The sequence below is a fragment of the Bdellovibrio sp. ZAP7 genome, from assembly GCF_006874645.1.
GTDB lineage: Bacteria > Bdellovibrionota > Bdellovibrionia > Bdellovibrionales > Bdellovibrionaceae > Bdellovibrio.
In genome coordinates this window covers 1,300,629-1,320,386 of the sequence record NZ_CP030082.1, presented here as the reverse complement: position 1 = coordinate 1,320,386, position 19,758 = coordinate 1,300,629, and the positions used below count along the sequence as shown (strand labels likewise).

The 19,758-nt window shown below is 45.0% G+C and carries 20 protein-coding genes and 1 pseudogene; 11 read left to right on the top strand and 10 right to left on the bottom strand.

Annotation, left to right across the window (positions count from 1 at the left end):
* Window positions 1-18: 18 nt before the first annotated feature.
* Window positions 19-306 carry a hypothetical protein gene (locus tag DOM22_RS06470; protein ID WP_142699583.1) on the top strand — a complete coding sequence of 96 codons (288 nt, stop codon included), beginning with the start codon at window positions 19-21 and terminating at the stop codon, window positions 304-306.
* Window positions 307-413: 107 nt separating this feature from the next.
* Here DOM22_RS06470 and DOM22_RS06465 read toward each other — a convergent pair whose 3' ends face one another.
* Window positions 414-836, bottom strand: a complete 423-nt coding sequence (locus DOM22_RS06465; RefSeq protein ID WP_142699582.1) for a hypothetical protein — start codon at window positions 834-836, stop codon at window positions 414-416.
* A gap of 164 nt (window positions 837-1,000) precedes the next feature.
* On the opposite strand from DOM22_RS06465, the gene DOM22_RS06460 reads away from it, so the two are divergent.
* The 3 genes from DOM22_RS06460 (at window position 1,001) to DOM22_RS06450 (ending at window position 3,009) form a co-directional block, all read left to right on the top strand.
* Window positions 1,001-1,366, top strand: coding sequence for a DUF1428 domain-containing protein (locus DOM22_RS06460; protein ID WP_142699581.1), 366 nt, complete (start codon window positions 1,001-1,003; stop codon window positions 1,364-1,366).
* Between the two features lie 154 nt (window positions 1,367-1,520).
* Window positions 1,521-2,405 carry a hypothetical protein gene (locus tag DOM22_RS06455; RefSeq protein ID WP_142699580.1) on the top strand — a complete coding sequence of 295 codons (885 nt, stop codon included), beginning with the start codon at window positions 1,521-1,523 and terminating at the stop codon, window positions 2,403-2,405.
* A 70-nt stretch (window positions 2,406-2,475) separates the two neighbouring features.
* Window positions 2,476-3,009: a GNAT family N-acetyltransferase gene (locus DOM22_RS06450; RefSeq protein WP_142699579.1), complete on the top strand. Its 534-nt coding sequence runs from the start codon at window positions 2,476-2,478 to the stop codon at window positions 3,007-3,009.
* A gap of 34 nt (window positions 3,010-3,043) precedes the next feature.
* Here the strand turns inward: DOM22_RS06450 and DOM22_RS06445 are convergent, their stop codons facing one another.
* Entirely contained in the window at window positions 3,044-4,555 is a 1,512-nt protein-coding gene (locus DOM22_RS06445; RefSeq protein ID WP_142699578.1) for a C1 family peptidase, read from the bottom strand.
* A 124-nt stretch (window positions 4,556-4,679) separates the two neighbouring features.
* Here DOM22_RS06445 and DOM22_RS06440 point away from each other — a divergent pair, with 124 nt between their 5' ends.
* From DOM22_RS06440 to nrdD, 4 genes are all read left to right on the top strand, one after another.
* Entirely contained in the window at window positions 4,680-5,540 is an 861-nt protein-coding gene (locus DOM22_RS06440) for a M23 family metallopeptidase (RefSeq protein WP_142699577.1), read from the top strand.
* A gap of 127 nt (window positions 5,541-5,667) precedes the next feature.
* Window positions 5,668-6,318, top strand: coding sequence for a Crp/Fnr family transcriptional regulator (locus DOM22_RS06435; RefSeq protein WP_142699576.1), 651 nt, complete (start codon window positions 5,668-5,670; stop codon window positions 6,316-6,318).
* Between the two features lie 85 nt (window positions 6,319-6,403).
* The gene (gene nrdG, locus DOM22_RS06430; protein WP_142699575.1) at window positions 6,404-6,889 is read left to right on the top strand and encodes an anaerobic ribonucleoside-triphosphate reductase activating protein; all 486 of its coding nucleotides are present in this window, start codon (window positions 6,404-6,406) and stop codon (window positions 6,887-6,889) included.
* Complete coding sequence (gene nrdD / locus DOM22_RS06425; protein ID WP_142699574.1) at window positions 6,870-8,768, top strand: anaerobic ribonucleoside-triphosphate reductase; 1,899 nt, start codon at window positions 6,870-6,872, stop codon at window positions 8,766-8,768. The genes nrdG and nrdD overlap by 20 nt, the downstream gene beginning before the upstream one ends.
* On the opposite strand, the pseudogene DOM22_RS20060 reads toward nrdD, so the two are convergent.
* Window positions 8,707-9,768 (bottom strand): annotated as a pseudogene (locus DOM22_RS20060) (NnrS family protein); the annotation flags it as partial. The gene nrdD and the pseudogene DOM22_RS20060 sit on opposite strands and share 62 nt — an antisense overlap.
* Before the next feature lie 136 nt (window positions 9,769-9,904).
* On the opposite strand from DOM22_RS20060, the gene DOM22_RS06415 reads away from it, so the two are divergent.
* Together DOM22_RS06415 and DOM22_RS06410 are read left to right on the top strand one after the other, a co-directional pair.
* The gene (locus tag DOM22_RS06415; RefSeq protein ID WP_142699572.1) at window positions 9,905-10,636 is read left to right on the top strand and encodes a Crp/Fnr family transcriptional regulator; all 732 of its coding nucleotides are present in this window, start codon (window positions 9,905-9,907) and stop codon (window positions 10,634-10,636) included.
* Complete coding sequence (locus DOM22_RS06410) at window positions 10,578-11,093, top strand: hypothetical protein (RefSeq protein ID WP_246845870.1); 516 nt, start codon at window positions 10,578-10,580, stop codon at window positions 11,091-11,093. Before DOM22_RS06415 ends, DOM22_RS06410 begins: the two co-directional genes overlap by 59 nt.
* Here the strand turns inward: DOM22_RS06410 and DOM22_RS06405 are convergent.
* From DOM22_RS06405 to DOM22_RS06385, 5 genes are all read right to left on the bottom strand, one after another.
* Window positions 11,090-11,353 (bottom strand): DUF2249 domain-containing protein, encoded by a 264-nt coding sequence (locus tag DOM22_RS06405; RefSeq protein ID WP_142699571.1) that lies wholly within the window; start codon window positions 11,351-11,353, stop codon window positions 11,090-11,092. The two genes, DOM22_RS06410 and DOM22_RS06405, sit on opposite strands and share 4 nt — an antisense overlap.
* Window positions 11,354-11,427: 74 nt before the next feature.
* Window positions 11,428-12,042 carry an SCO family protein gene (locus DOM22_RS06400; protein ID WP_142699570.1) on the bottom strand — a complete coding sequence of 205 codons (615 nt, stop codon included), beginning with the start codon at window positions 12,040-12,042 and terminating at the stop codon, window positions 11,428-11,430.
* A gap of 4 nt (window positions 12,043-12,046) precedes the next feature.
* Window positions 12,047-12,808, bottom strand: coding sequence for a formylglycine-generating enzyme family protein (locus DOM22_RS06395; protein ID WP_142699569.1), 762 nt, complete (start codon window positions 12,806-12,808; stop codon window positions 12,047-12,049).
* Between the two features lie 3 nt (window positions 12,809-12,811).
* Entirely contained in the window at window positions 12,812-14,203 is a 1,392-nt protein-coding gene (nirK, locus tag DOM22_RS06390) for a copper-containing nitrite reductase (RefSeq protein WP_142702127.1), read from the bottom strand.
* A 215-nt stretch (window positions 14,204-14,418) separates the two neighbouring features.
* Window positions 14,419-16,701, bottom strand: a complete 2,283-nt coding sequence (locus DOM22_RS06385; protein ID WP_142699568.1) for a nitric-oxide reductase large subunit — start codon at window positions 16,699-16,701, stop codon at window positions 14,419-14,421.
* Window positions 16,702-16,912: 211 nt separating this feature from the next.
* Here DOM22_RS06385 and DOM22_RS06380 point away from each other — a divergent pair, with 211 nt between their 5' ends.
* Window positions 16,913-17,419 (top strand): hypothetical protein, encoded by a 507-nt coding sequence (locus DOM22_RS06380; protein WP_210415699.1) that lies wholly within the window; start codon window positions 16,913-16,915, stop codon window positions 17,417-17,419.
* 38 nt (window positions 17,420-17,457) lie between these two features.
* Here the strand turns inward: DOM22_RS06380 and rsgA are convergent, their stop codons facing one another.
* Both rsgA and DOM22_RS06370 read right to left on the bottom strand, forming a co-directional pair.
* The gene (rsgA, locus tag DOM22_RS06375) at window positions 17,458-18,558 is read right to left on the bottom strand and encodes a ribosome small subunit-dependent GTPase A (RefSeq protein WP_142699567.1); all 1,101 of its coding nucleotides are present in this window, start codon (window positions 18,556-18,558) and stop codon (window positions 17,458-17,460) included.
* 202 nt (window positions 18,559-18,760) lie between these two features.
* Complete coding sequence (locus DOM22_RS06370; protein WP_142699566.1) at window positions 18,761-19,741, bottom strand: DMT family transporter; 981 nt, start codon at window positions 19,739-19,741, stop codon at window positions 18,761-18,763.
* Between the last annotated feature and the right edge of the window lie 17 nt (window positions 19,742-19,758).

Genomic DNA, 19,758 nt, shown 5'->3' with positions numbered 1-19,758 from the left:
CTTAGAAAAGAGCCTCCCATGCAAGAGATCAAATCTGAACTTACAAAGCTTATCAAAACTCATCTGAAAGAAATCAACGCGTCTTCTGACATCTTGGGTGGAGTATTCATCACGGGCGTTGACGGTGCAGTTGCAGTGATCGGTGTTGAAGGTTCTAAAAAGAAAGTGATCTTTAAAACTAGCTTCGTCAGCGACAACGTAGACAAACTTCTTGATGCTCAAGTTGTAGCGCAAGATATTTTGGAAGAAGAAGGTATCGAAGCGATCTCCGAACACGATTTCAATATCGCGCTTGAGGAAATGTAGTTTCCGCTTTCTCACTTAGGCGTTCGTATTCACGAGCGCCGCGAATTTAGAATTAACGATTCGCAATTTCCACCTCCGCTCCGGTAGCTGCACGCGTCGATCTGAAGTCACTTGTTTCCATTTTTTGGGGCAATCACTTCTAGCGATGACTTCAAGATTAAAAGTCCCACACCTATTCCCGCTGCGACTGAGATAAATACTACAGCAGCTGGACCAAAAGAATTTCGTGTGATCGCAACAGCGGTCGCCCCAATGCCAGAACCCATCAGATAGAAACTTATTATATAGAATCCCTTCCAACCGTACTTCAGCCCTTTGCTATTCTTAATTAGAATCTGAATACCAAGCACAAAGCACATGGCGAAAATTCCAAATAAAAAGAGTATTCCAACTGCCTGCCACGTCATTGGAGGGCGACTGGACTCAACCGAATCGAGGGTTTCTGACCCACTCATCAATCCTGCAACAAATACGACAGCAAGCAAGATTTTCGAGTTAAAAATGGCGCTTAATTTTGTCTTATTAATCATCAAACTATTTCATCATCAGATTTACTCGCAAACAATTAAATATTTACACCCTTCACGACCTTACGAATTACCCACTTTACAAAAATCAACTTCGCCTTGGCTATGTTCACTTGGCCTGAACCTCCAATAATGCTTCAATAACTAAATCAACCATGGAGGTTTTTATGAGTCGATACGTTGACGGATATGTGATTCCAATCCCTAAGAAAAATGTAAAGAAATATAAAAAGATGGCTACTCTGGGAATGAAGACCTGGATGAAGCACGGTGCGCTTGATTACTATGAGTGTGTCGGCGACAAGTTGGACGTGCCTTATGGATTGCCGTTCCCAAAACTTTGTAAATTAAAGAAAGAAGAAACGGTGATCTTTGCTTTCGTCGTTTACAAATCCAAAGCTCACAGCCAGCAAGTGAATAAAAAAGTTCACAAGGAATTCGAACAAATGGACAAGAAACAGATGGAAGAGATCTTTTCGTTGAAACGATTCTCTGTCGGTGGGTTTAAAGTTCTGGTTAGCAATAAAAAGTAATACCAGCCACGAAGCTCGGCAAATACCCTGCCGAGCTTGTTCTCAACATTTCAGAAAATCAATATCCACTGCCGCTCCGGTTGCTGTGCGCGTCGTACGACGGAATTCTCATTCTGAGACACTCCCCTGGCACTCACTTTGGAGGTAGTTCTGTATGAACTTGCGGAATCTTGTTTCCCATTTAAATCTAATCTTAAATAGCCTCTATCGCAGACCTGCGATAATGCTGTCGATATTCTTTCTGCTGTTCACACAAAGTGTCACTGCGACTCCAGTTTGTGCGCAGGTATTCACCAACAACCGCGAAGATCAACTGATCAGTGATTTTTCCAAAGGCTCCAAAGATTTTTTCATAGCGCGCCATTTAGCAAAGAAAATCCAAAGCGAAACCGCCGAACAACAGCTTGAAGAGCTAAAAATCATCGGGCAGGCCTATCGCCAAGTTCCTAAGAAAGATCCCAATCCCCTGGCGCCTTGGCATATTGGGGGACGTCGTCTTTTAGACTATACGTTGGCATTGGTTCAACGCCATGATCTTAAATTTGCGGAAGGCCATTCTGCAGGTAAATCTGGTAAAGAGCTTTATCAGGATTTCCAGCTGGAGCAAAAACAGCTTTTCGGCACGCGGTATGACGCTCAAGACGTGATTCGTTATGCCGAATACCTGCAAAGCCAATTGCCTGCTTTGCAGCTCACTCACAGTGGCCCTGCTTTAACGATTATTTTAGGTGGCAGCTTCATTAACGGCAAAGCGCAGTTAAAAACTTCTGACCTAGATATTTCTGTGAACCAGCCGGCCTTGATGAAAATGAAAAGCGCATGGGAACAGAAATTCAACGCTCTATTAAAAGAAAAGAATCCTGAAACGAATATGACCTTAGAAATGCACGGTGAGCCTGCCGGATTCTATGGAAAGATCAATCCCGTAGTTTTTGTGATTACTGCCGAAAAAATCACGGTGCAAGTTTTTGAGCCTGCTCAAATAAGCACTCGTCCCTCCGACCTTCAACCCGGAAAGTCTGCTCATTATCCGCTTTAAACTAAAAGCAGAATGTCCATTCCGCGATTTCCGCCTTCAAAGACATGCGGAAGCCTGTTATCTTTAAAAGATGACTATAGATAATTTCAAAATACTCACTGATCGATTAGAACTAAGGCCCCATCGCCCTGATGACGTCGATTTTATGGTCGAGTTGAATTCTGATCCCGAAATCACGCGCTATGTTCCCGACGGCCCGATCGATGCCGCTCAAGCCAGTAAACTTATAGCTAGCATTCGCTCTCAATTCCTGGATCGCAGCATTGGTCGCTTTGTCGTGATCGAAAAACAAACCCGCAAAAAATTAGGCTGGTGTGGATTAAAGTGGATTGAAGACATTCAGGAAATAGATTTGGGTTATCGCTTCATGAAGTCAGCCTGGGGAAAAGGTTACGCCCGTGAAGCGGCGCAAGCTTGCCTGGACTATGGCTTTAATACTTTGAAATTTGAAAAAATCATCGCCCAAATAATGCCCGCCAATACGGCGTCGGTTGCCCTTGCCAAGCGACTCGGCATGAAAGAAGTCAATCGCGTCATCGAAGATGGCGAGGAGTTCCTTGTTTTCGAAATCCGCTCAACGCTAAAAATACAAAACCCGCCTTAAACAGCGGGTTTTGTATTTTGTGATCAATTTTGTTTTAATTAGCCACTTTCACTTTTTGGCGAGGGCTTTCAACCACAACATCCATGCCGTTTGATTTCACGTGACCCGTGAACCAAATTTCATACTGACCATCCGGAACAAGATTCGTTCTCCAGCCCATCGTCATTCTTGCCGGAACAATCGAAGCCGAGCGAACTTGGTCTTTACCATCTGGACCCACATGGTGGAATTCGATTGAGCTTAGTGGAACTGAGCTAGAAGTTGTTGCCACTTCCACTTGAATACGACCGTTCAAAGCCTTGGATAGATCTGTGCCGTCGTAACCTTTGAAAGTGATACCCACAGAAGGTGCTTGGTTCACAACATAAAAGAAATGTCTTTCGGAAGTTCCAACCTTTTCACCCCGAGTTCCCATCGCGAAAACTTGAACTTCATAGCGACCGTCTGCCAAAGAACTGACATCAAGGTCCTGGGCACAGTCAGCAGTCAGGCAATTCAAATTCGCCACCACTTGGTTTTGACTGTTGTAAATAGCCACTGCCAAAGAATCCGTGGAAGAGTAAGTCGAAGTCGCTTTCACGGGAACCGTTTTCGTAAAGTAAGAATAGTCATTCGGAGACTCTACAGAAACGCCGCCCGCAAGAGGTTGCATTTTGTATAACCATGTATCATCACCCACACCGGATTGATCCGAGTACGCGACATAACCAAAACCTTTTTCACCCCACTCTTCGCCCCAGCTGTTGCGAATGATGAAAGCTTGTTTGGTGTCATCATAACCGATAATAGAAATCGCGTGACCACCCAGGTAGTTGCCATCGACGTGTTTGTAAACGCCACCCGCGTACGCCATAAAGTCAGCATACACTGTCAAAGTCGTGACCAATGGTCCTTTTTGCAGCGCCATTTTCACAGCGTTTAGATCCTGTGAACCTCGAGTCGGCGTGGAATAGCCTGCAAGCTTCACACTTCTTTGCGCTGTATCCGGGCAGCTTGCACGGCAAGCTACGTCTTCCCCGGTCGCACCCGATGCATACGGCATACAAGCTTCGTCGGGAACGCCTGATGCGCTCAAATAACGTGCAGCACTTTCTGGACGCCATCCCCAATCACATTTACCGCCACCGCAAGAGAACAAGTTTTGTGGCGAAAATTTAGCGTTAAAGTTTGGCAGTAAGGAATTAATTTTGTACTGAGTTTCAAAAACTCCGACCGCCGCAAAAGCCACGCAGCTTCCGCAGTTTGCTTGGTCCAAAATTGGAGATACCCAGTTTTGACCGTCTTTATTTCTCCAGTCCAAAACCGGAGGCAATTCGATGCGGTTTGGAGACTCTGGCATCACGAACTCAACATCCGCGGCCTGGTCCAAGCTCAGACCCATGCGATGTTTTGCTTCTGATTTAGAAAGCTTGGTCATGTGGTTGCTTTGCGCCTGCCACTCGCCACCGTTTCTTTGAATTTTCTGATTTAACTGCTGAACATTGATAAGCTCTGCATGTCCTGCCTGGACAAATAAGCATAGAGCTAAAACAAATAATGATCTCATCCGTGGTCCCTCCAACAAATATTATGGAGTTAACATTTGGTAATAAACAACATGTATCGATAAAGCGCTATGTCAATTGCTTGGGCATTTCTCTCTAAGCGCATTTGTGTGTTCCAATAATTAAATGAAACTAAAAAGCACAGCCCGCCTCTTAGCCTTAACATATTCTCTGATCACGCTTTGTAATTTCGCTTTGGCGGAAGAAGCCATTCAGCAAGAAAAAATCAGACCGGGCGAGGTGAAGTTTCTAAAATTCCCTGGCGGAGCCGCTCATCCCAACTTTTCCTGCCGCGATTTGCGTTTACCCATTCAAAATAGCAAGGATGGCTATACTGTCGTTGTTTCTGAAAGTTACTTTTCAAAACTGGAACCGTTTCAATGCGTCTTAAAGGATGACGAAAAGATTCTGACTAAAATTAACTTTACAGTTGAGCCTAAAGAATTCGCTCACGAAAATCTGCATGTCGATTCCACTCGCGTCGTTATTTCTGATGAAATCAAAAAACGTGTGGAAGCAGAGCTGGCTTTAGCTAAACAGGTGTATGCCTCTTCCTTAGATACCCTGCAATTTAAAGAACCATTTATTTCTCCGCTTAAAAGCAAGATCACAAGTCCTTTCGGAATTAAACGAAATTACAACCATGGCAAAAAAATTGGCGAACACTTGGGTATCGATTTCCGCGCGAAAGTCGGTAAGAAAATTCCCGCTGCCAATCGCGGTAAAGTCGTACTATCCCAAGAATTCTATATGTCAGGAAATATCGTGATCATCGATCACGGGATTGGTATCTTTACAGTCTACAATCACCTTTCCAAACGCCTCGTCACCGTTGGTGACATGGTAGAAAAAGGTCAAATCATCGGTCTGGCCGGAAAAACCGGGCGAGTCTCCGGCCCTCACCTTCACTGGGGAGCTAATATCCAAGGAAACTTGGTCGACGGCTTTAATCTGGTCGACGAGAGCTCACGCTATTTTAAACCTTAAGGAAACCTTGGTCCAGATTTGAGGCACTTAAAATCCACCCTGCGTCGACCTTGAAAGCTCGTCTTGTGAAAGGCATAAGAGAGGTCTAAAATACTGAAAACCTCTGTATCCCTGCGAGTGAGGAAGTATGAAAGAGCGTCCGACCGATAATTGCCCCATCTGCTCAAGCCACGAAGAAAAAGTGACTAATCAAGTCCTCAATTTTCTGCAAAAAAAAACCTTTGCTAAAAATACGATGATCTTTGATCAACAGGAAGATGCCCGTGGTCTTTACTTGGTTGCGAAAGGTTCCGTGAAGATTTCTAAAGTTTCCCCGGCTGGGAAGGAAATCGTTTTACAAATTCTAGGTCCGGGCAAAACTTTCGGTGAAGGCAGCATCCTGGGTCAGGATAAAAATGCTGATGCAGCCACGGCATTGGAAGCTTCGGAAGTTTTCTATATCCCTAAAAAAGACTTTCAAACGATTTTGGCGGAAAGCCCTCTACTTTATCAGTCGGTCGTTACGTCTTTGGTACGCTGGATGGATAATCTAAATACGGTTATCGAGAATATCAATACACCGTCTGCGAAAGACCGAGTCTGGATGCATATCTGCCGCTTGGGTGAACAACAGGCAAAGCCCCTGATCAAACTTGATGGCAAAAAGCACGACGTTGCGTTGATGCTAGGACTGCGCCCAGAAACTTTCTCTCGCGCTTTGGCGGAACTGGAAGAAGAAGGTCTGATTCGCATGAACCATAAACAGATCCAGATCATAGAACGCGTCGAATCTAACTAGATAAGGTGATCCAGATCAGGAATTCCCACAATTCCTAGTGCCTTCAAAAAATCGAGCGCTATCCTTTTCATATCGAAGGTAGCGTATGCAGATTTTCAAGTACGACATCGTTTTTCAAGAAGTCCCCCATCACATCTCCCTGGCATTCTATGTTTGTGGCTGCCCGTTAAAATGTCCCGGCTGCCACTCGACGGAATTGTGGAGCGAGAAAAACGGCTACAAACTCGACATCCCACTATTCAATGAAATCATCGACAGATACCACGACCGTATTACCACCGTTCTATTTTTAGGTGGAGAGTGGCGTGAGTCTGAACTTATCGAGTTTCTAAAGACTGCTCGAGAAAGAAACCTATTAACCGCATTTTACACCGGCGCTGCTGACGCCTCCCCCGCTTTAAAGTCACATTTGGATTTTTTAAAAGTCGGCCCCTGGCGCAGAGAACTTGGGGGACTAGATTCCCCTTCAACCAATCAAATCTTTTACGACCTAAAAAACAATCGAATTCTTAATCATCTTTTTCAACGTGAACACAACAAGGAGATCCCCCATGATCCGACTCACCCCTGAGCAAATCGAGAGTAAAATTAAATTCATTGATGGCTATAAATCAGCGCAAAATGCTGCTGAAGGTTCAAAGCTTGATGCGAACGCCAACGTCACCCATAAAAACATCGCAACGTTGGAGGCGGAAATTAATAAAGACATCAATATTCAAATCAACCGCACCCTGGTCGCCAGAAAGATCGCAGAAATCTTTGGATCACCGCTCGCCAAAGAATACATTCGTCAAATCGAAGAGCACGAGATCTACGTGCACGATGAAACGTCGTTAAAACCCTATTGTGCATCGATTTCGATGTATCCCCTGCTGCTAGATGGTCTAAAAAACCTAGGTGGAGAATCCAAAGCCCCCCAACACTTAGAAAGCTTCTGTGGCTGCTTTGTGAATCTAATCTTTGCGATTTCCTCGCAGTTTGCCGGAGCCGTCGCAAGTGTTGAGTGGCTGATGTACTTTGATCACTTTGCGGCCAAGGACTACGGTCCTGACTATTTAAACACGCACAGAAAAATCATTAACAATCATTTACAGCACGTGGTCTATGCAATCAATCAACCGGCTGCGGCGCGGGGATATCAATCCGTCTTCTGGAATATCTCAGTTTACGATGAATACTATTTCAAATCCTTGTTCGGAGATTTTGTTTTCCCAGACGGCACAAAACCCAGCTGGAACCGAGTCGAAAAACTCCAAGGTCATTTCATGAGCTGGTTTAATCAGGAAAGAAAAAATGCGATCCTAACCTTCCCGGTCGTTACCGCTGCAATGTTAACGGATAAAGAAGGCCCTCGGGACCAGGCGTTTGCGAAAATGTGCGCAACCGAATTAAGTCAGGGCAATAGCTTTTTCATGTATATGAGTGAGTCCGCTGACAGCCTGGCCAGCTGTTGCCGCTTACGTAATGAAATTTCAGACAATACCTTTAGCTATTCTTTGGGAGCTGGCGGTGTCGCCACCGGGTCCATCAATGTCATCACCATCAATATGAATCGTTTGGTTCAAAAAAATATCAATCTTAAAACCATGGTTGAAAAAGTTCAAAAGTACCAAGTGGCCTACCGTCGCTTGATGCAAGAGTATTACGAGGCAAACCTGTTAAGTGCTTACTCTGCCGGATTTATTTCCCTGGACAAACAGTTTTTAACTATTGGAATCAATGGGATGGTCGAAGCTGCCGAATACTTTGGCTTAAAAGTTGAAAACGCCCGGGAGTATAAAGACTTCGTTCGTGGACAGTTAAAAGTCATCTATGACGCCAATAAGGAAGCCAAATCAAAATACGGCTATATGTTTAATACTGAATTTGTTCCTGCAGAAAACTTGGGAGTAAAAAACGCCCAATGGGATCGCAAAGACGGCTTATATGTGCCACGCCCTTGCTATAATTCTTATTTTTATGTCGTAGAAAATGAAGATGTAAATGCATTAGACAAAATGACCTTACACGGTCACGAGATGATGCAGTATCTGGACGGAGGATCTGCCCTGCATTTAAATCTGGAAGAAACTCTGACCCCTGAAGGATTTTTGAAGCTGATTCAAGCCGCAGCGAAATCAGGATGCAATTACTGGTGTGTGAATATCAAAATCACGATCTGCAATGAGTGTGAGCATATTGATAAAAGAACTCTTTATGCCTGCTCCTCATGTGGCAGTGAAAATATTGATCACGCCACACGAGTGATTGGGTATTTAAAACGGATCTCTGCATTTAGCTCGGCTCGCCAGAAAGAGGCCGCCCGACGTTTCTATCATGCTACTTCACCCGCACCATCTTTGGCAGGAAAACCCATCCCCAAATCAACAGCCCCAGAATCCATGTATACGCCGCATAGATTAAATGAGACTGATAAAGTGCCGGAGCAATTCCCGCAGATAGGCGTGTAAAACCAGCCAAACACATCAAAAAAGCTCCAAGGGCTAACATCTTGGAGCTTTTTTCTAGGGTCATGTCATGACGCCCGTGGGATAAGCCGACTCGGACTGCAATCATGAAAGTCATAAGTCCCAAACCCGAAACCAAAATCACATGCAGTAAATGCACACGGAAATCCGGCATCGCAACAATACCCCATTGCCCCAGCATCACCAACCAAGCCGAAATCCACAGCCAATAAGTTTGAACGGCGGTACGACTTGGCAAACGATAGATCTTCCACATTCTTAAAAAGATAAAACTAAAGATCAGGGCTCGAGACAATTGCGATAACACCGTAAATCCGAAGGCCTCCAACGCGTAAGTCGCCAAAAATAAAATCGCCAAACACAGATAACGTTTAGGATTAAAAGTTTTCGCCTGTTCCGTTGGCATCGGTGCCCAACCCAAAAGTGCCGGAATCAAGCGACTGCCTACACCCACAACCAGACATAAAATATAAGCTTGCAAGAAAAAGAGCCGTCCCAAATTGTAGAGCTCTCTTGGAACATTAAAAACTTCGGCGGCCACCAAGATTAAGCTGCCCATCAGTCCCGCAGCCAACCCCACTCCCACAAACACAAAAGAATCCGGCGGATTGCTAGAGCGATTTAAAAATCGTCTGACCAGATAACTGATTAAGAAAACAAAAATCAAAACGACAACACCATAAAAGAAAATCTTTGGAGTGGATAAACCTACAAAAAGCAGTGCGATGAGGAAGCAGGAAATCCAATGATCGATTCTTGTAGGCCCGAAAGAACTTGTAAAGCGCGGAGCTGCCGTCATCAAAAAACCACAGACGAAACAAAGGAAAAATCCCCCCGTCATTATTTCTGGATGTGACAATCCCGGGTAAGTAACCAGATTCCATGGAAATAAAATCCATAGAAGTACTCCCCAAATTCCAAGAAGCCAGCCTGCTGGAAAAAAATATCTGTATGCATCGATTTGCTGTTGGTTTTTATTCATAATGACCTACCATCCTCATCCCCAGAATGAGGCGAAATCACTCCTTTTTCCATGATCCAAATCAAAAAGTGCCATTTATTGATTTAGATCATGGAAGTAGATGTGAGCGGCTGCCAATATAAGCCCAGGGTGGCATATGGGTGATTTGGCACATAAATTACATAATTTAGAAATATTCAGCTCGGTGCGCGAGCGCGATTTACAGGAAATGGCTTATTATATGAAGCTACTTCCTTTGCCCAGCCGGGAGCTCGTCTTTGAAAAGGATGATCCCATTCAATATATCTATCTGATCCTTTCGGGATCTGTAAAAATCCAGGAATGCACGGCTGCAGGAGACGTAAAGATCTTTAACTTTCTGGGCCGAGGTGAGTTTCTAGGAATCACCATGGCAAGTTTGCCGTTACCCAAATATCCCGCAACCGTGCGTTGCCAGGAAGATTGCGTACTTGTTCAGATCCCTCTGGATTTCTTTAATCACACGCTTTTGAACATTCCTCGGGTGAAAAGCGAAGTCACAAGACAAATTACGGACCGCTTTTTGGAATTTCAAAATGACCTCTGCAAATCAAGTTGTTTGGTCTCAAACCGCATGGCTGATTTTCTGTTGCGCATGCTGGAAAAGCAGCCCCGCGCTTCGCAAAAGCGTATTCAAATGCCTCTGACCCGCTTTGATATCTCCCTTAAGATCGGTGCTAAAAGTGAAACGGTGATCCGCATCTTAAGCGAATGGACAAAAAAAGGTTGGCTTAAAACCGACGAAAAGCACATCGAAGTCATAGATAAAAAAGCCCTTGAGGAGGTCCGCAATGATCGACCTACTAAAAAAACTTCGCGAAGAGCATCAAATCATACTTCACATGCTTGATCACGAAAGTGATTTCATTAAAATTTTAGACTTTGTTGAAAAGGTCCATCACCCCAAAGAAGAGCAGGAATTGTTTCCCGGGGTTGCACACGAACCCTGGCTTTCCCATGGCGGGCCTTTATGTACTTACTATCGTGGTATTCAGTTGGAATTCAGTCCGATTCAACAAGTAAAAGTAAAGCTGGAAAAGTATTATGCCGACGGGGGCCCCCGCAGTGACGCCTATGCGATCCCCTCTTGGTGCACACCACAAAACCCTTTAAGTATCCCGATGGAAGAGCATGCCTTTGGCCATGAACTTTCCCAGGCGATTCGATATTTAAGCTCGCAGGAGGGTTCTGAAATGTATGCGAAGTATTTTAAAATATTTAAACAGGATTACGAAGATTTCCTGCGCCAGCACATCGCTAAAGAAGACGGTTGTCTTTTTAAAATGTGCGAGCGCAGAGGATGTTAGTTACCACCGCAAAATCCGCAGCAGCCTTCTTTTTTATTTTTCGTTAAACGAACTTTCCAGACTCCGGGACCTGACTGAATGTATTCTTGCTTAAATTCGCTGGCGCGGTTTTGCTCGAAAAATCTGAGCAGTGGCAAAGGATCATGATTGTTCACGATCACGATCGCGTCCCCGCCCTCCAGGTTGTCAAAACTTTCGACAATAAAACTGTGGCGCTGCTGGGGGGAAATTTTCTGGGCTTCGATGATAAATTCAGTCATTGCTATAACCTCCATTTACACCCACTGTAGAGAAAATCTCTCTCCCCCGCCTTGATCTCGATCAAATATTCTAATTATTTCGGTAAGTAACCAACCAAAGTTTCTGTATCCCCTTTGGCACCGACCTGACGGCCTTTGATCACGCCTTCAGAGTCAAGAACCGTGATAACAAAAGAGTGATCGTAATCCCCACCCTCCATTTTTTTATACTTAATCCCTAAAAGATTGGAAATTTCACGTGGTTCCTTGTCACTTGCAGAAGTTAGAAGCTTCCAATTTCCGCTTAAGTTTTTCCTTTGCGCATATGCTTTAAGAATTGTGGGAGTGTCATTCATATAGTCAAAAGTAATCAAAACAAATTGCACGTCTTTTCTGCCAGTTTTCTCGATCGCTTTTTCCACTTGCTGCATTTGAGTTAAAATCATCGGACAAGTGTAAGCACAGCCCGTGTAAGCCATAGAAATCACTACTGGATGACCACGGAACGATTCAAGCTTAATAGCGTTGCCGTTTTGATCTTTAAAACTAGCGTTCGTATTAAACAGCGAGTCTCCCGAAAGCGGAGCGCTGGCCGTTTGCTTTGCGTCCTGTTGGGCATGGCCTTTGTGATCACTGTGATCATGAGTGGCTTGCGCTGTTGAATAAAGTCCGGCCACTAAGAAGCAAAGGGGGATGATTTGTTTTTTCATAAAATTATTCCTTATCTTTTGCACATCTAAAACCTAGATTTTGAATCGTATATTTGGCTTGTAAACTGCTGCGAAATGCATAGCGCATAAAAGCCGCGTAATCCGCTGGATCCGCCGCACCTGAAGCCCCGGCTCCGCAGAACAGGTTCTTATCCAAGGCGCTGTCTGCGCGGGATTCCCCAGTTACCAGCGAAGAATTAAAGTCTTCAACCCATTCCCAAATCAATCCATGCAGATCGTGAAGTCCATAGGAGTTCGCTTCATTTTTTGCGACTTGCGGCAAAGGCCATTCGGAGGTTTTTCCGTACCATTCAAGGATGGTGCCTTGAATAGTTTTTTGTCCTTTGTAAGTACCAAGGCCCACATATTCCCATTCATTCAAGCTCGGAAGACGTTTGCCCTGACTTTCACAATAAGCTCTTGCCGCAAACCAGCTGACCCGAACTACCGGAGCATTTGCCAAGCGCGAGTCTCCAAAGGAAACATCAGAAGGCCAGTACTGCAGGTATTCGGCGTCAGCAAAAATAGTTTTAACCTGGGATTTTTTCCAGTTGGGATTGGATTTTACAAATGCCAAGTACTGCGCATTTGTAACAGCATGTTTATCAAGAAAAAACTCCGCCACTTTGACGGAGGTCTTATTTAAGAGTGCGGGAAACTTAAATTCTCCCGCAGGTATTTTGATTAAAGAATCGTTCGCGAACACAGAGGAACAGAAGCTGGAGATCAATAAACTCGAGATGAGAATTTTCCAACTCCTGCCCATAACTTACTTCGCTTTTCCTTGAGCACGAACCGCTTTAACTTCGTCTGGAGTAACCACTTTTTTGGAGTTGCCCCACATGCTATATACGTAAGTCAAAACATTCGCAGTGTCTTCATCAGTCAAAACTTGTGCTGGCATCACAGAATTAAACTCTTTGCCATTCACTTTCACCGGTCCTTCAAGACCATGGATCACTGCAGAGATTGCTTTCGTTTTGTTGTTATTTAAGAAATCCGATTTTGCCAGTGGAGGGAAAGCTCCTGGCAAACCTTGACCATTCATTTGATGGCAAGCAAAGCAGGAAGTTTCAAAAATACGTTTACCACCAGAAAGACGTTCTTCCAAAGTTTTGGCTGGAATAGGTTTTGGCGCTTCAGCACCCATTTCTTGAATCACGCCACCCTCTGGCAGATAGATACCATCATGAGTTTTACCGGAGTAAACATCTTTATTAGCATCACCCTCAACTTTCAACATCCCCAACGCACCTTTATTAAAGGCACGGAAGATGGAGTGGTCCACCAGGATAAATGTTCCTGTCGTATCCAATTTAAACTCAACGATTGAAGACCCACCCGCTGGGATCAGAGTCGTTTGCACGTTTTCATTTACCAGTTTTCCGCCCTCGACATAGACCTTATCGAAGATCTCACCGATGACGTGGAATGAAGACACCAAGTTCGGTCCACCATTACCCACAAAGAGACGAACTTTCTCGCCCACTTTGGCAGTCAGGGCTTTATCACCTGTCAATGCCCCGACACTCCCGTTGAATAAAACGTAGTCGGCTTTTTCTTCAACCGCTTTCGTCATGCTGAAAGGTTGCAAGCCCGGTGCTCCGTATTTACCTTTCGTATAAATCTCACTTTGCATGACATAGTATTCGCGGTCCACTTTTGGAAGGCCTTCTTTAGGTTCGACCAAAATCAAACCGTACATACCATTTGCGATATGCATCCCAACAGGAGCAGTTGCACAGTGATAAACGTAAAGGCCTGGGTTTAAGGCTTTAAAATTAAAAGTTGAACTGTGGCCGGGCGCTGTGAAGGAACCTTCGGCACCGCCACCTTGTCCAGTCACCCCGTGCAAGTCGATATTGTGCGGAAGCTTGCTGGAAGGATGGTTGTGAAGATGGAACTCCACTTGATCCCCTTCGCGGATACGAATGAACTTACCGGGAACTTTCCCCCCGAATGTCCAAAAAGTGTAATCCACACCTTCGGCCAGTCGCATTTTTACTTCTTTTGTTTCCAGATTAACGATTACTTTCGTTGGATTTTTACGCGTGATCGGAGGAGGAACGAGGGGCGCATCTGTAAGAACGGCAACTTCTTCCCCCTTAACTTCGTCAGCGGCATTTGCTCCGTAAGAAATGAATGATAGCGCCAACATCATCAAGGCGCCGTACTTATTAAAATGACCCATAATTTTGTCTCCCTGTACTATGAGATCCCTGCGTAAACATTCGCATGCCAGATAAACACGGTAAATGATCCAAATCAATTTCTCGAGTTATAAACTGAAACACGACTATGGATTCCACCCGGGTGGGAGAATAAAAAAAACCCCCTGGAAACCAAGGGGCTTTTTTAGAGACGTTCTTGTTTTTACTATTTTCCGGAGGGATGATTTTCCAGTGAAAGGTCCACTGTACCTTTGACCGAAAATCCCACTTTAAGACCGATCACAAACCAGCCCAAAGCCAGAATTCCAACCGTGAAAATCGTGTCCCCGATAACGCGCAACCAGCGCAAAGTATCCATTCCCGGTTGCTGCATAAATTCGGCAGAACGCGCGTACCAAAAACCATGTTGAACACTTGCCAATGTTTGTAGAAAACCAATTGGCAAAACGCTGATCAGAACCATTAAAGCCAGACCGATATTGATCGACCAAAAGGCAAAACGAATCACACCGTCTTTCCAAACATGGCGTGCGGCCATTCCTTTTAAAACGAAGAGCATCAAACCAATACCAAGCATTCCATACACGCCAAACAAAGCCGTATGTCCATGCACCGGCGTGGTGTTCAAACCTTGCATGTAATAGAGTGCAATCGGTGGATTGATCAAGAAACCAAAAATACCGGCACCGACCAAGTTCCAAAACGCCACGGCGATAAAGAAGTAAATTGGCCACTTATAAGCTTCCAACCACTTTGCAGCTTTGCTGACTTTAAAGTGACTGTACCCTTCGATACCTAGCAACACTAATGGAACAACTTCCAAAGCACTGAAGGTCGCACCCAAGGCTAAGACCGCTGTCGGAGTTCCCGTGAAATACAAGTGATGGAAAGTTCCTAAAATACCACCCGCTAAAAATACGATAGTTGAAAACAACACGCTGGTTGTTGCAACTTTCGTATCGATAAGTCCCATGCGCGTGAATAAGAACGCAATCACGACAGTGGCAAAGACTTCAAAGAATCCTTCCACCCAAAGATGCACGACCCACCATCTCCAGTATTCCGCAATAGCCAAGTTGGTATGACGACCCCACATAAAGCCCGCGGCATAAAAGAGTGCGATGGCCGCGGATGCAATCATAAACATCGTCAACAGGTGGCGATTTTCCTCCTGCTTTTTAAATGCGGGCCAAATCGCTCTGGCCATTAAGAAGAGCCACAAGAATAAACCAATAAGCAAGAAAGACTGCCAGAATCTTCCTAAGTCCACATACTCATAACCCTGATGACCAAACCAGAAGTTCATTTCAAAGCCAAGTTTTTGCATCACTGCAAACCACTGACCTGCTAACGACCCCACAACGATGATCAGTAAGCACACCCAAAGGAAGTGCACACCGGCTGCCTGAAATTTTGGTTCATGTCCAGAAACTGCTGGCGCAATAAATAAACCCGTCGCCAGCCACGAAGTCGCAATCCAGAAAATACCGATCTGCACATGCCAGGTACGAGTGAGTGAATAAGGAATCCAATCAGAAAGTGGAATTCCGTAAAGACCATTTCCCTCAACTCCGTAGTGAGCGGTGATCCCGCCCATGATGACTTGCACCACCATCAAAGCACACACCACCCAGAAATATTTCAAGGTCGCTGACATAGAGGGGGTTGGCTGCAAGCCCAACAAAGGATCCAACTTTGGGAGCTTTTCTGCTGGAACTCCTTCTGCTGAAGTCACGGCATGGTGCCAAGCTAACAATGCAATCCCGGCAAGAAGCAAGATCACACTGAAACCTGTCCACAGTAAGAGCGAACCCGTCGCTTCATTTCCGACTAACTTATCTGGAGGCCAGTTGTTGGTATAAGTGATGTCGTGTCCCGGTCTTTCGGTCACACAAGCCCAAGAAGTCCAAAAGAAAAATGCATTCATCATTCCCATGCGATCAGTTGATTTGATCGCGTTTTTAGGAATGGCATAGGCGCCACGAAGTTTATCGCCATCAGGACCATCCATAAAAATTTCTGAATAGTGACGACTGTTTTCACGTATCGCCGCGGCCCGCGCAGGACTGATCGTGAGGACTCCTGTTTCCACATTATAGGAATTTTTACGGATTTCATTTTGGAGTCGTTTTGTTATCGCGGCTTTATCTTCATCACTCAGATCATCAAATTTTTTCTGGTGCTGAGATTGAGCGAGCTCATTTACCATGAAAACGGCTTCGCGATGAAGCCAGTCGGCACTCCAGTCGGGTGCGACATAAGCTCCGTGCCCCCAGATCGAACCTACTTGCTGACCGCCGATGGATTGCCATACATTCTGCCCATCTTTAATTTGCTCAGCCGTAAAAACAACTTCACCTGTGGTTGTTACAACTTGCTTCGGTATGGGTGGGGCCTGCCTGTAAATTTCGCTGCCATAGTATCCCAAGACAGCAAACGATGCCACGACGACGAAAGTAAATAATAACCACAACCGCCTATTACCCATTTTTTTTATCCTCAACTTCCACAACTAAGGGTTTTCAATTACCGCCAACATAAATGAAAAAGATTGTCTCCGTCCCGGTTCAAATCTCGAAACCATGATATAGATCAGTCTATTTTTATGCGTTTTGGCGTTCTTTAAAGACGAAAATGTGGGTTGTAGTTTAAAATCAACAGGTACACGACTTACTTTTAATCTTTTCTTCCCGGGGGATTTGCTGTTAGCATTTTCCTATATGTGGAAAATCAGTTTTAAAAAAGTTTTCGTCCTAGCAAGTGTTCTGTTTCTTCAGCCGACTTTGAATCCCGGTTCTTTTGCCTTCGCAAAAAAGAAGGGCCCACCGAAAGCTTACAGCTTTATCGTTGAAGGCGGAAAAGCCTCCCAAGGTGAATGTGATGGGGAACGCAAAATTCCACGTAAATTGAAACACCTGAAAGAATGGGCCAAGATGAGCTCTTACATGGGCTCCGAGCTTCAGTCTCCAGAGATTAAGGGAAAACCGGGCGAAGAAATGTGGAAGCATTTCTATAGAGCAAAGCCTTCTTGCAATGCGATGCTTGCAAAAACACCTTCAAAACTGGATGCAAGTCTGCAAAACGAGAAAAAAGAACTGCCTCCAGATGATTCTGCAGATTCCGAAGACGACAATGACAATGGCCAAGACAACGGCCAGGGCAATAGCCAAACGGAAGACGCCCCGAACGGAGCTGATCCAGAATAAAGAAAAACCCACCTCCTCGGTGGGTTTTTTATTGGGTTTTACCTGATTCTTTTCTTAAACCGGGCCCGTTCTTTCGCATCGTTGGTTAACTTCTTCCACATCTTGCGATCTTCGGCTGCCAGAACGCGGTCTTGCTTCCGTAAACCTGCGCGCACTTCGGCTTCAAGCTTAAGATAACTGCGCCACTTTTCTTCAGACAGAGTTCCATCTTCCAACGCCGCTTTCACCGCACAACCTGGCTCAGTCTGATGTTGGCAATCGCTGAAACGACAACTGTTAATCAACTCCTCCACTTCAGCGAACTGACTGCTTAACCCTTCAGAATGATCGGATAACTGCAACTCACGCATTCCCGGAGTATCGATAATCAATCCACCGTAACGGCTAATATAAAGATGCCGAGACGTGGTGGTGTGACGACCTTTATCATCATCCTCCCTGATTTCCTGTGTCTTGATGACGTCCTCACCAATCAAGAAGTTCACCAAGGTCGACTTACCCACGCCCGAAGAACCAATAACCACCGAAGTCGTGCCCTTTTTAAGGTATTCCGGCAGGAACTCTGCCTGTTGGAATTCATCCCTGGAAAGGGTATGCACTTTCACTCCCGCAAATTCATTTTGAACCTCGGCCAAAACTTCGTCGATACTTCCCTGAACGGTATCCGCCTTAGTTAAAAGAATGACCGGTACCACCCCCGCATCATAAGCCACCGCCAGGTATCTTTCGATACGACGGTAATTTAGATCCGCGTTCACAGATGAGGTGATAAATGCATAATCCACATTCGTGGAAAGAATCTGCATGTCAGCACTTGATCCCACCTGCTTTCGGTGAACAGTCGATTTTCTGTCGAGCACTCGGTGGATGACCCCGCGGTCGGACTGATGGGGTAGCTCCACTAATACCCAATCCCCCACTGCGGGATATTGGACTCTTGAGGTCGCATTAAACTGCATCTTGCCAGTAACGGACGCCCAAAATACTTGTTCAAATCCCGATTGCACGCGATAGAGATTTCTTTCTTCGCATACAACACGGGCAGGAAATAAAGACGACGACGAATCGCTAGGAACCTGACTTTCAAAAAAGTCGTCCCAACCAAAAAGAAACAAAAATTCCTTATCGGAAATAAACATGAAAACTCCTAAAGTTAATTTCAAAAATTGAAAATGACTAAAGGGCCTTTTCGAAAACCTAAATTGTATTGCTTAGTTCAGGTGCGAATGAAGGCCCTGGTGTACAGATAGAATGTGCATAAGGACCTCCCTTGAGTGATACGTGACTTGATGCCACTTCTTAAATGCTAAATGAATTGGCCGATTTGATCAAGAGCGTTTTTTAACAGTCACTTCTTAAGATCATTTTATAATTTAAAAGGACGATCGCCATGATGATGACCATCGCTCCCAGCCACTGCGTGCTGACGACGGATTCGTTTAATACCAAGAATGAAATCGTCATCGCAAAAGGAAGTTCAACGGCCGAGATAATGCTCCCTAAGCCCACTCCCACGATGGGGAACCCTTTGTTCAACATGATCGGTGGAATCACCGTTCCAAAGATCGCGATGATCAAACCGTAAGACATAAAGATAGAAAAATTAAAGGGCTGATTGCGAATGAACTCTTCGCCGATCAGGCGCACGTTCAGATAATAAGGCCCGAGTTGAGTTAGAAATCCAAACAACCCCACAACAATGCAAGCCCCATACATCATGATCTGACTGCGCTTGATGGGATGTAAATGAGACGCCACACTTTGAGTTGAAGCGAGCGCCCAGCTAAAAGACATCGCCGCCAACACCGCCAGCACCACTCCCCGCATATCCAAATTATGGGAAGCACCAAAAACATTTGTCGCCATCAAGGTGCCAAATAAAATCATCGCCACTGCCAAAACTTTGTCGATGCCAGGAGCACGCTTGCTGCGAATCGTTTCAACCACGATCCCCATCCATACTGATTGCATCAGCAAAACGACAGCGACAGAAGCATCAATATATTTCACGGATAGATAGTAAAGAACACTGGTCAGTCCCACCGGGATCCCAGCAATCATCAATTGACGAGTTTCAATCGTCGTCAATTTTTTAGCGTTCTTATTAAAAAGACCATTCATGATCGTCAAAATCAAAGCGCCCCAGATCACTTGAGAAACCGTGACCTCGGCCGTGGTGAAATTTTGCTTGTAAGCGAGTTTTACGAAAGTGGAAAGCATGCCGTAACTGGAGGAACCCAAGGCAACAAATAAAACACCAGATAAAAGATTATTGAAACGAGAGCTATCGTGAACTTCAAGAGACCCGGATTGATTTATCATAACTACCACTGACTAAA

Excerpts from the sequence above, each read along its gene's own strand:
- rsgA (WP_142699567.1), bottom strand. The coding sequence starts at position 18,558 with ATGTTTATTTCCGATAAGGAATTTTTGTTTCTTTTTGGTTGGGACGAC.
- DOM22_RS06465 (WP_142699582.1), bottom strand. The coding sequence starts at position 836 with ATGATTAATAAGACAAAATTAAGCGCCATTTTTAACTCGAAAATCTTG.
- DOM22_RS06460 (WP_142699581.1), top strand. The coding sequence starts at position 1,001 with ATGAGTCGATACGTTGACGGATATGTGATTCCAATCCCTAAGAAAAAT.
- DOM22_RS06445 (WP_142699578.1), bottom strand. The coding sequence starts at position 4,555 with ATGAGATCATTATTTGTTTTAGCTCTATGCTTATTTGTCCAGGCAGGA.
- DOM22_RS06415 (WP_142699572.1), top strand. The coding sequence starts at position 9,905 with ATGGGTGATTTGGCACATAAATTACATAATTTAGAAATATTCAGCTCG.
- DOM22_RS06455 (WP_142699580.1), top strand. The coding sequence starts at position 1,521 with ATGAACTTGCGGAATCTTGTTTCCCATTTAAATCTAATCTTAAATAGC.
- nrdG (WP_142699575.1), top strand. The coding sequence starts at position 6,404 with ATGCAGATTTTCAAGTACGACATCGTTTTTCAAGAAGTCCCCCATCAC.
- DOM22_RS06395 (WP_142699569.1), bottom strand. The coding sequence starts at position 12,808 with ATGGGCAGGAGTTGGAAAATTCTCATCTCGAGTTTATTGATCTCCAGC.
- DOM22_RS06470 (WP_142699583.1), top strand. The coding sequence starts at position 19 with ATGCAAGAGATCAAATCTGAACTTACAAAGCTTATCAAAACTCATCTG.
- nirK (WP_142702127.1), bottom strand. The coding sequence starts at position 14,203 with ATGATGTTGGCGCTATCATTCATTTCTTACGGAGCAAATGCCGCTGAC.
- nrdD (WP_142699574.1), top strand. The coding sequence starts at position 6,870 with ATGATCCGACTCACCCCTGAGCAAATCGAGAGTAAAATTAAATTCATT.
- DOM22_RS06385 (WP_142699568.1), bottom strand. The coding sequence starts at position 16,701 with ATGGGTAATAGGCGGTTGTGGTTATTATTTACTTTCGTCGTCGTGGCA.
- DOM22_RS06435 (WP_142699576.1), top strand. The coding sequence starts at position 5,668 with ATGAAAGAGCGTCCGACCGATAATTGCCCCATCTGCTCAAGCCACGAA.
- DOM22_RS06400 (WP_142699570.1), bottom strand. The coding sequence starts at position 12,042 with ATGAAAAAACAAATCATCCCCCTTTGCTTCTTAGTGGCCGGACTTTAT.
- DOM22_RS06410 (WP_246845870.1), top strand. The coding sequence starts at position 10,578 with ATGATCGACCTACTAAAAAAACTTCGCGAAGAGCATCAAATCATACTT.
- DOM22_RS06405 (WP_142699571.1), bottom strand. The coding sequence starts at position 11,353 with ATGACTGAATTTATCATCGAAGCCCAGAAAATTTCCCCCCAGCAGCGC.
- DOM22_RS06440 (WP_142699577.1), top strand. The coding sequence starts at position 4,680 with ATGAAACTAAAAAGCACAGCCCGCCTCTTAGCCTTAACATATTCTCTG.
- DOM22_RS06450 (WP_142699579.1), top strand. The coding sequence starts at position 2,476 with ATGACTATAGATAATTTCAAAATACTCACTGATCGATTAGAACTAAGG.
- DOM22_RS06370 (WP_142699566.1), bottom strand. The coding sequence starts at position 19,741 with ATGATAAATCAATCCGGGTCTCTTGAAGTTCACGATAGCTCTCGTTTC.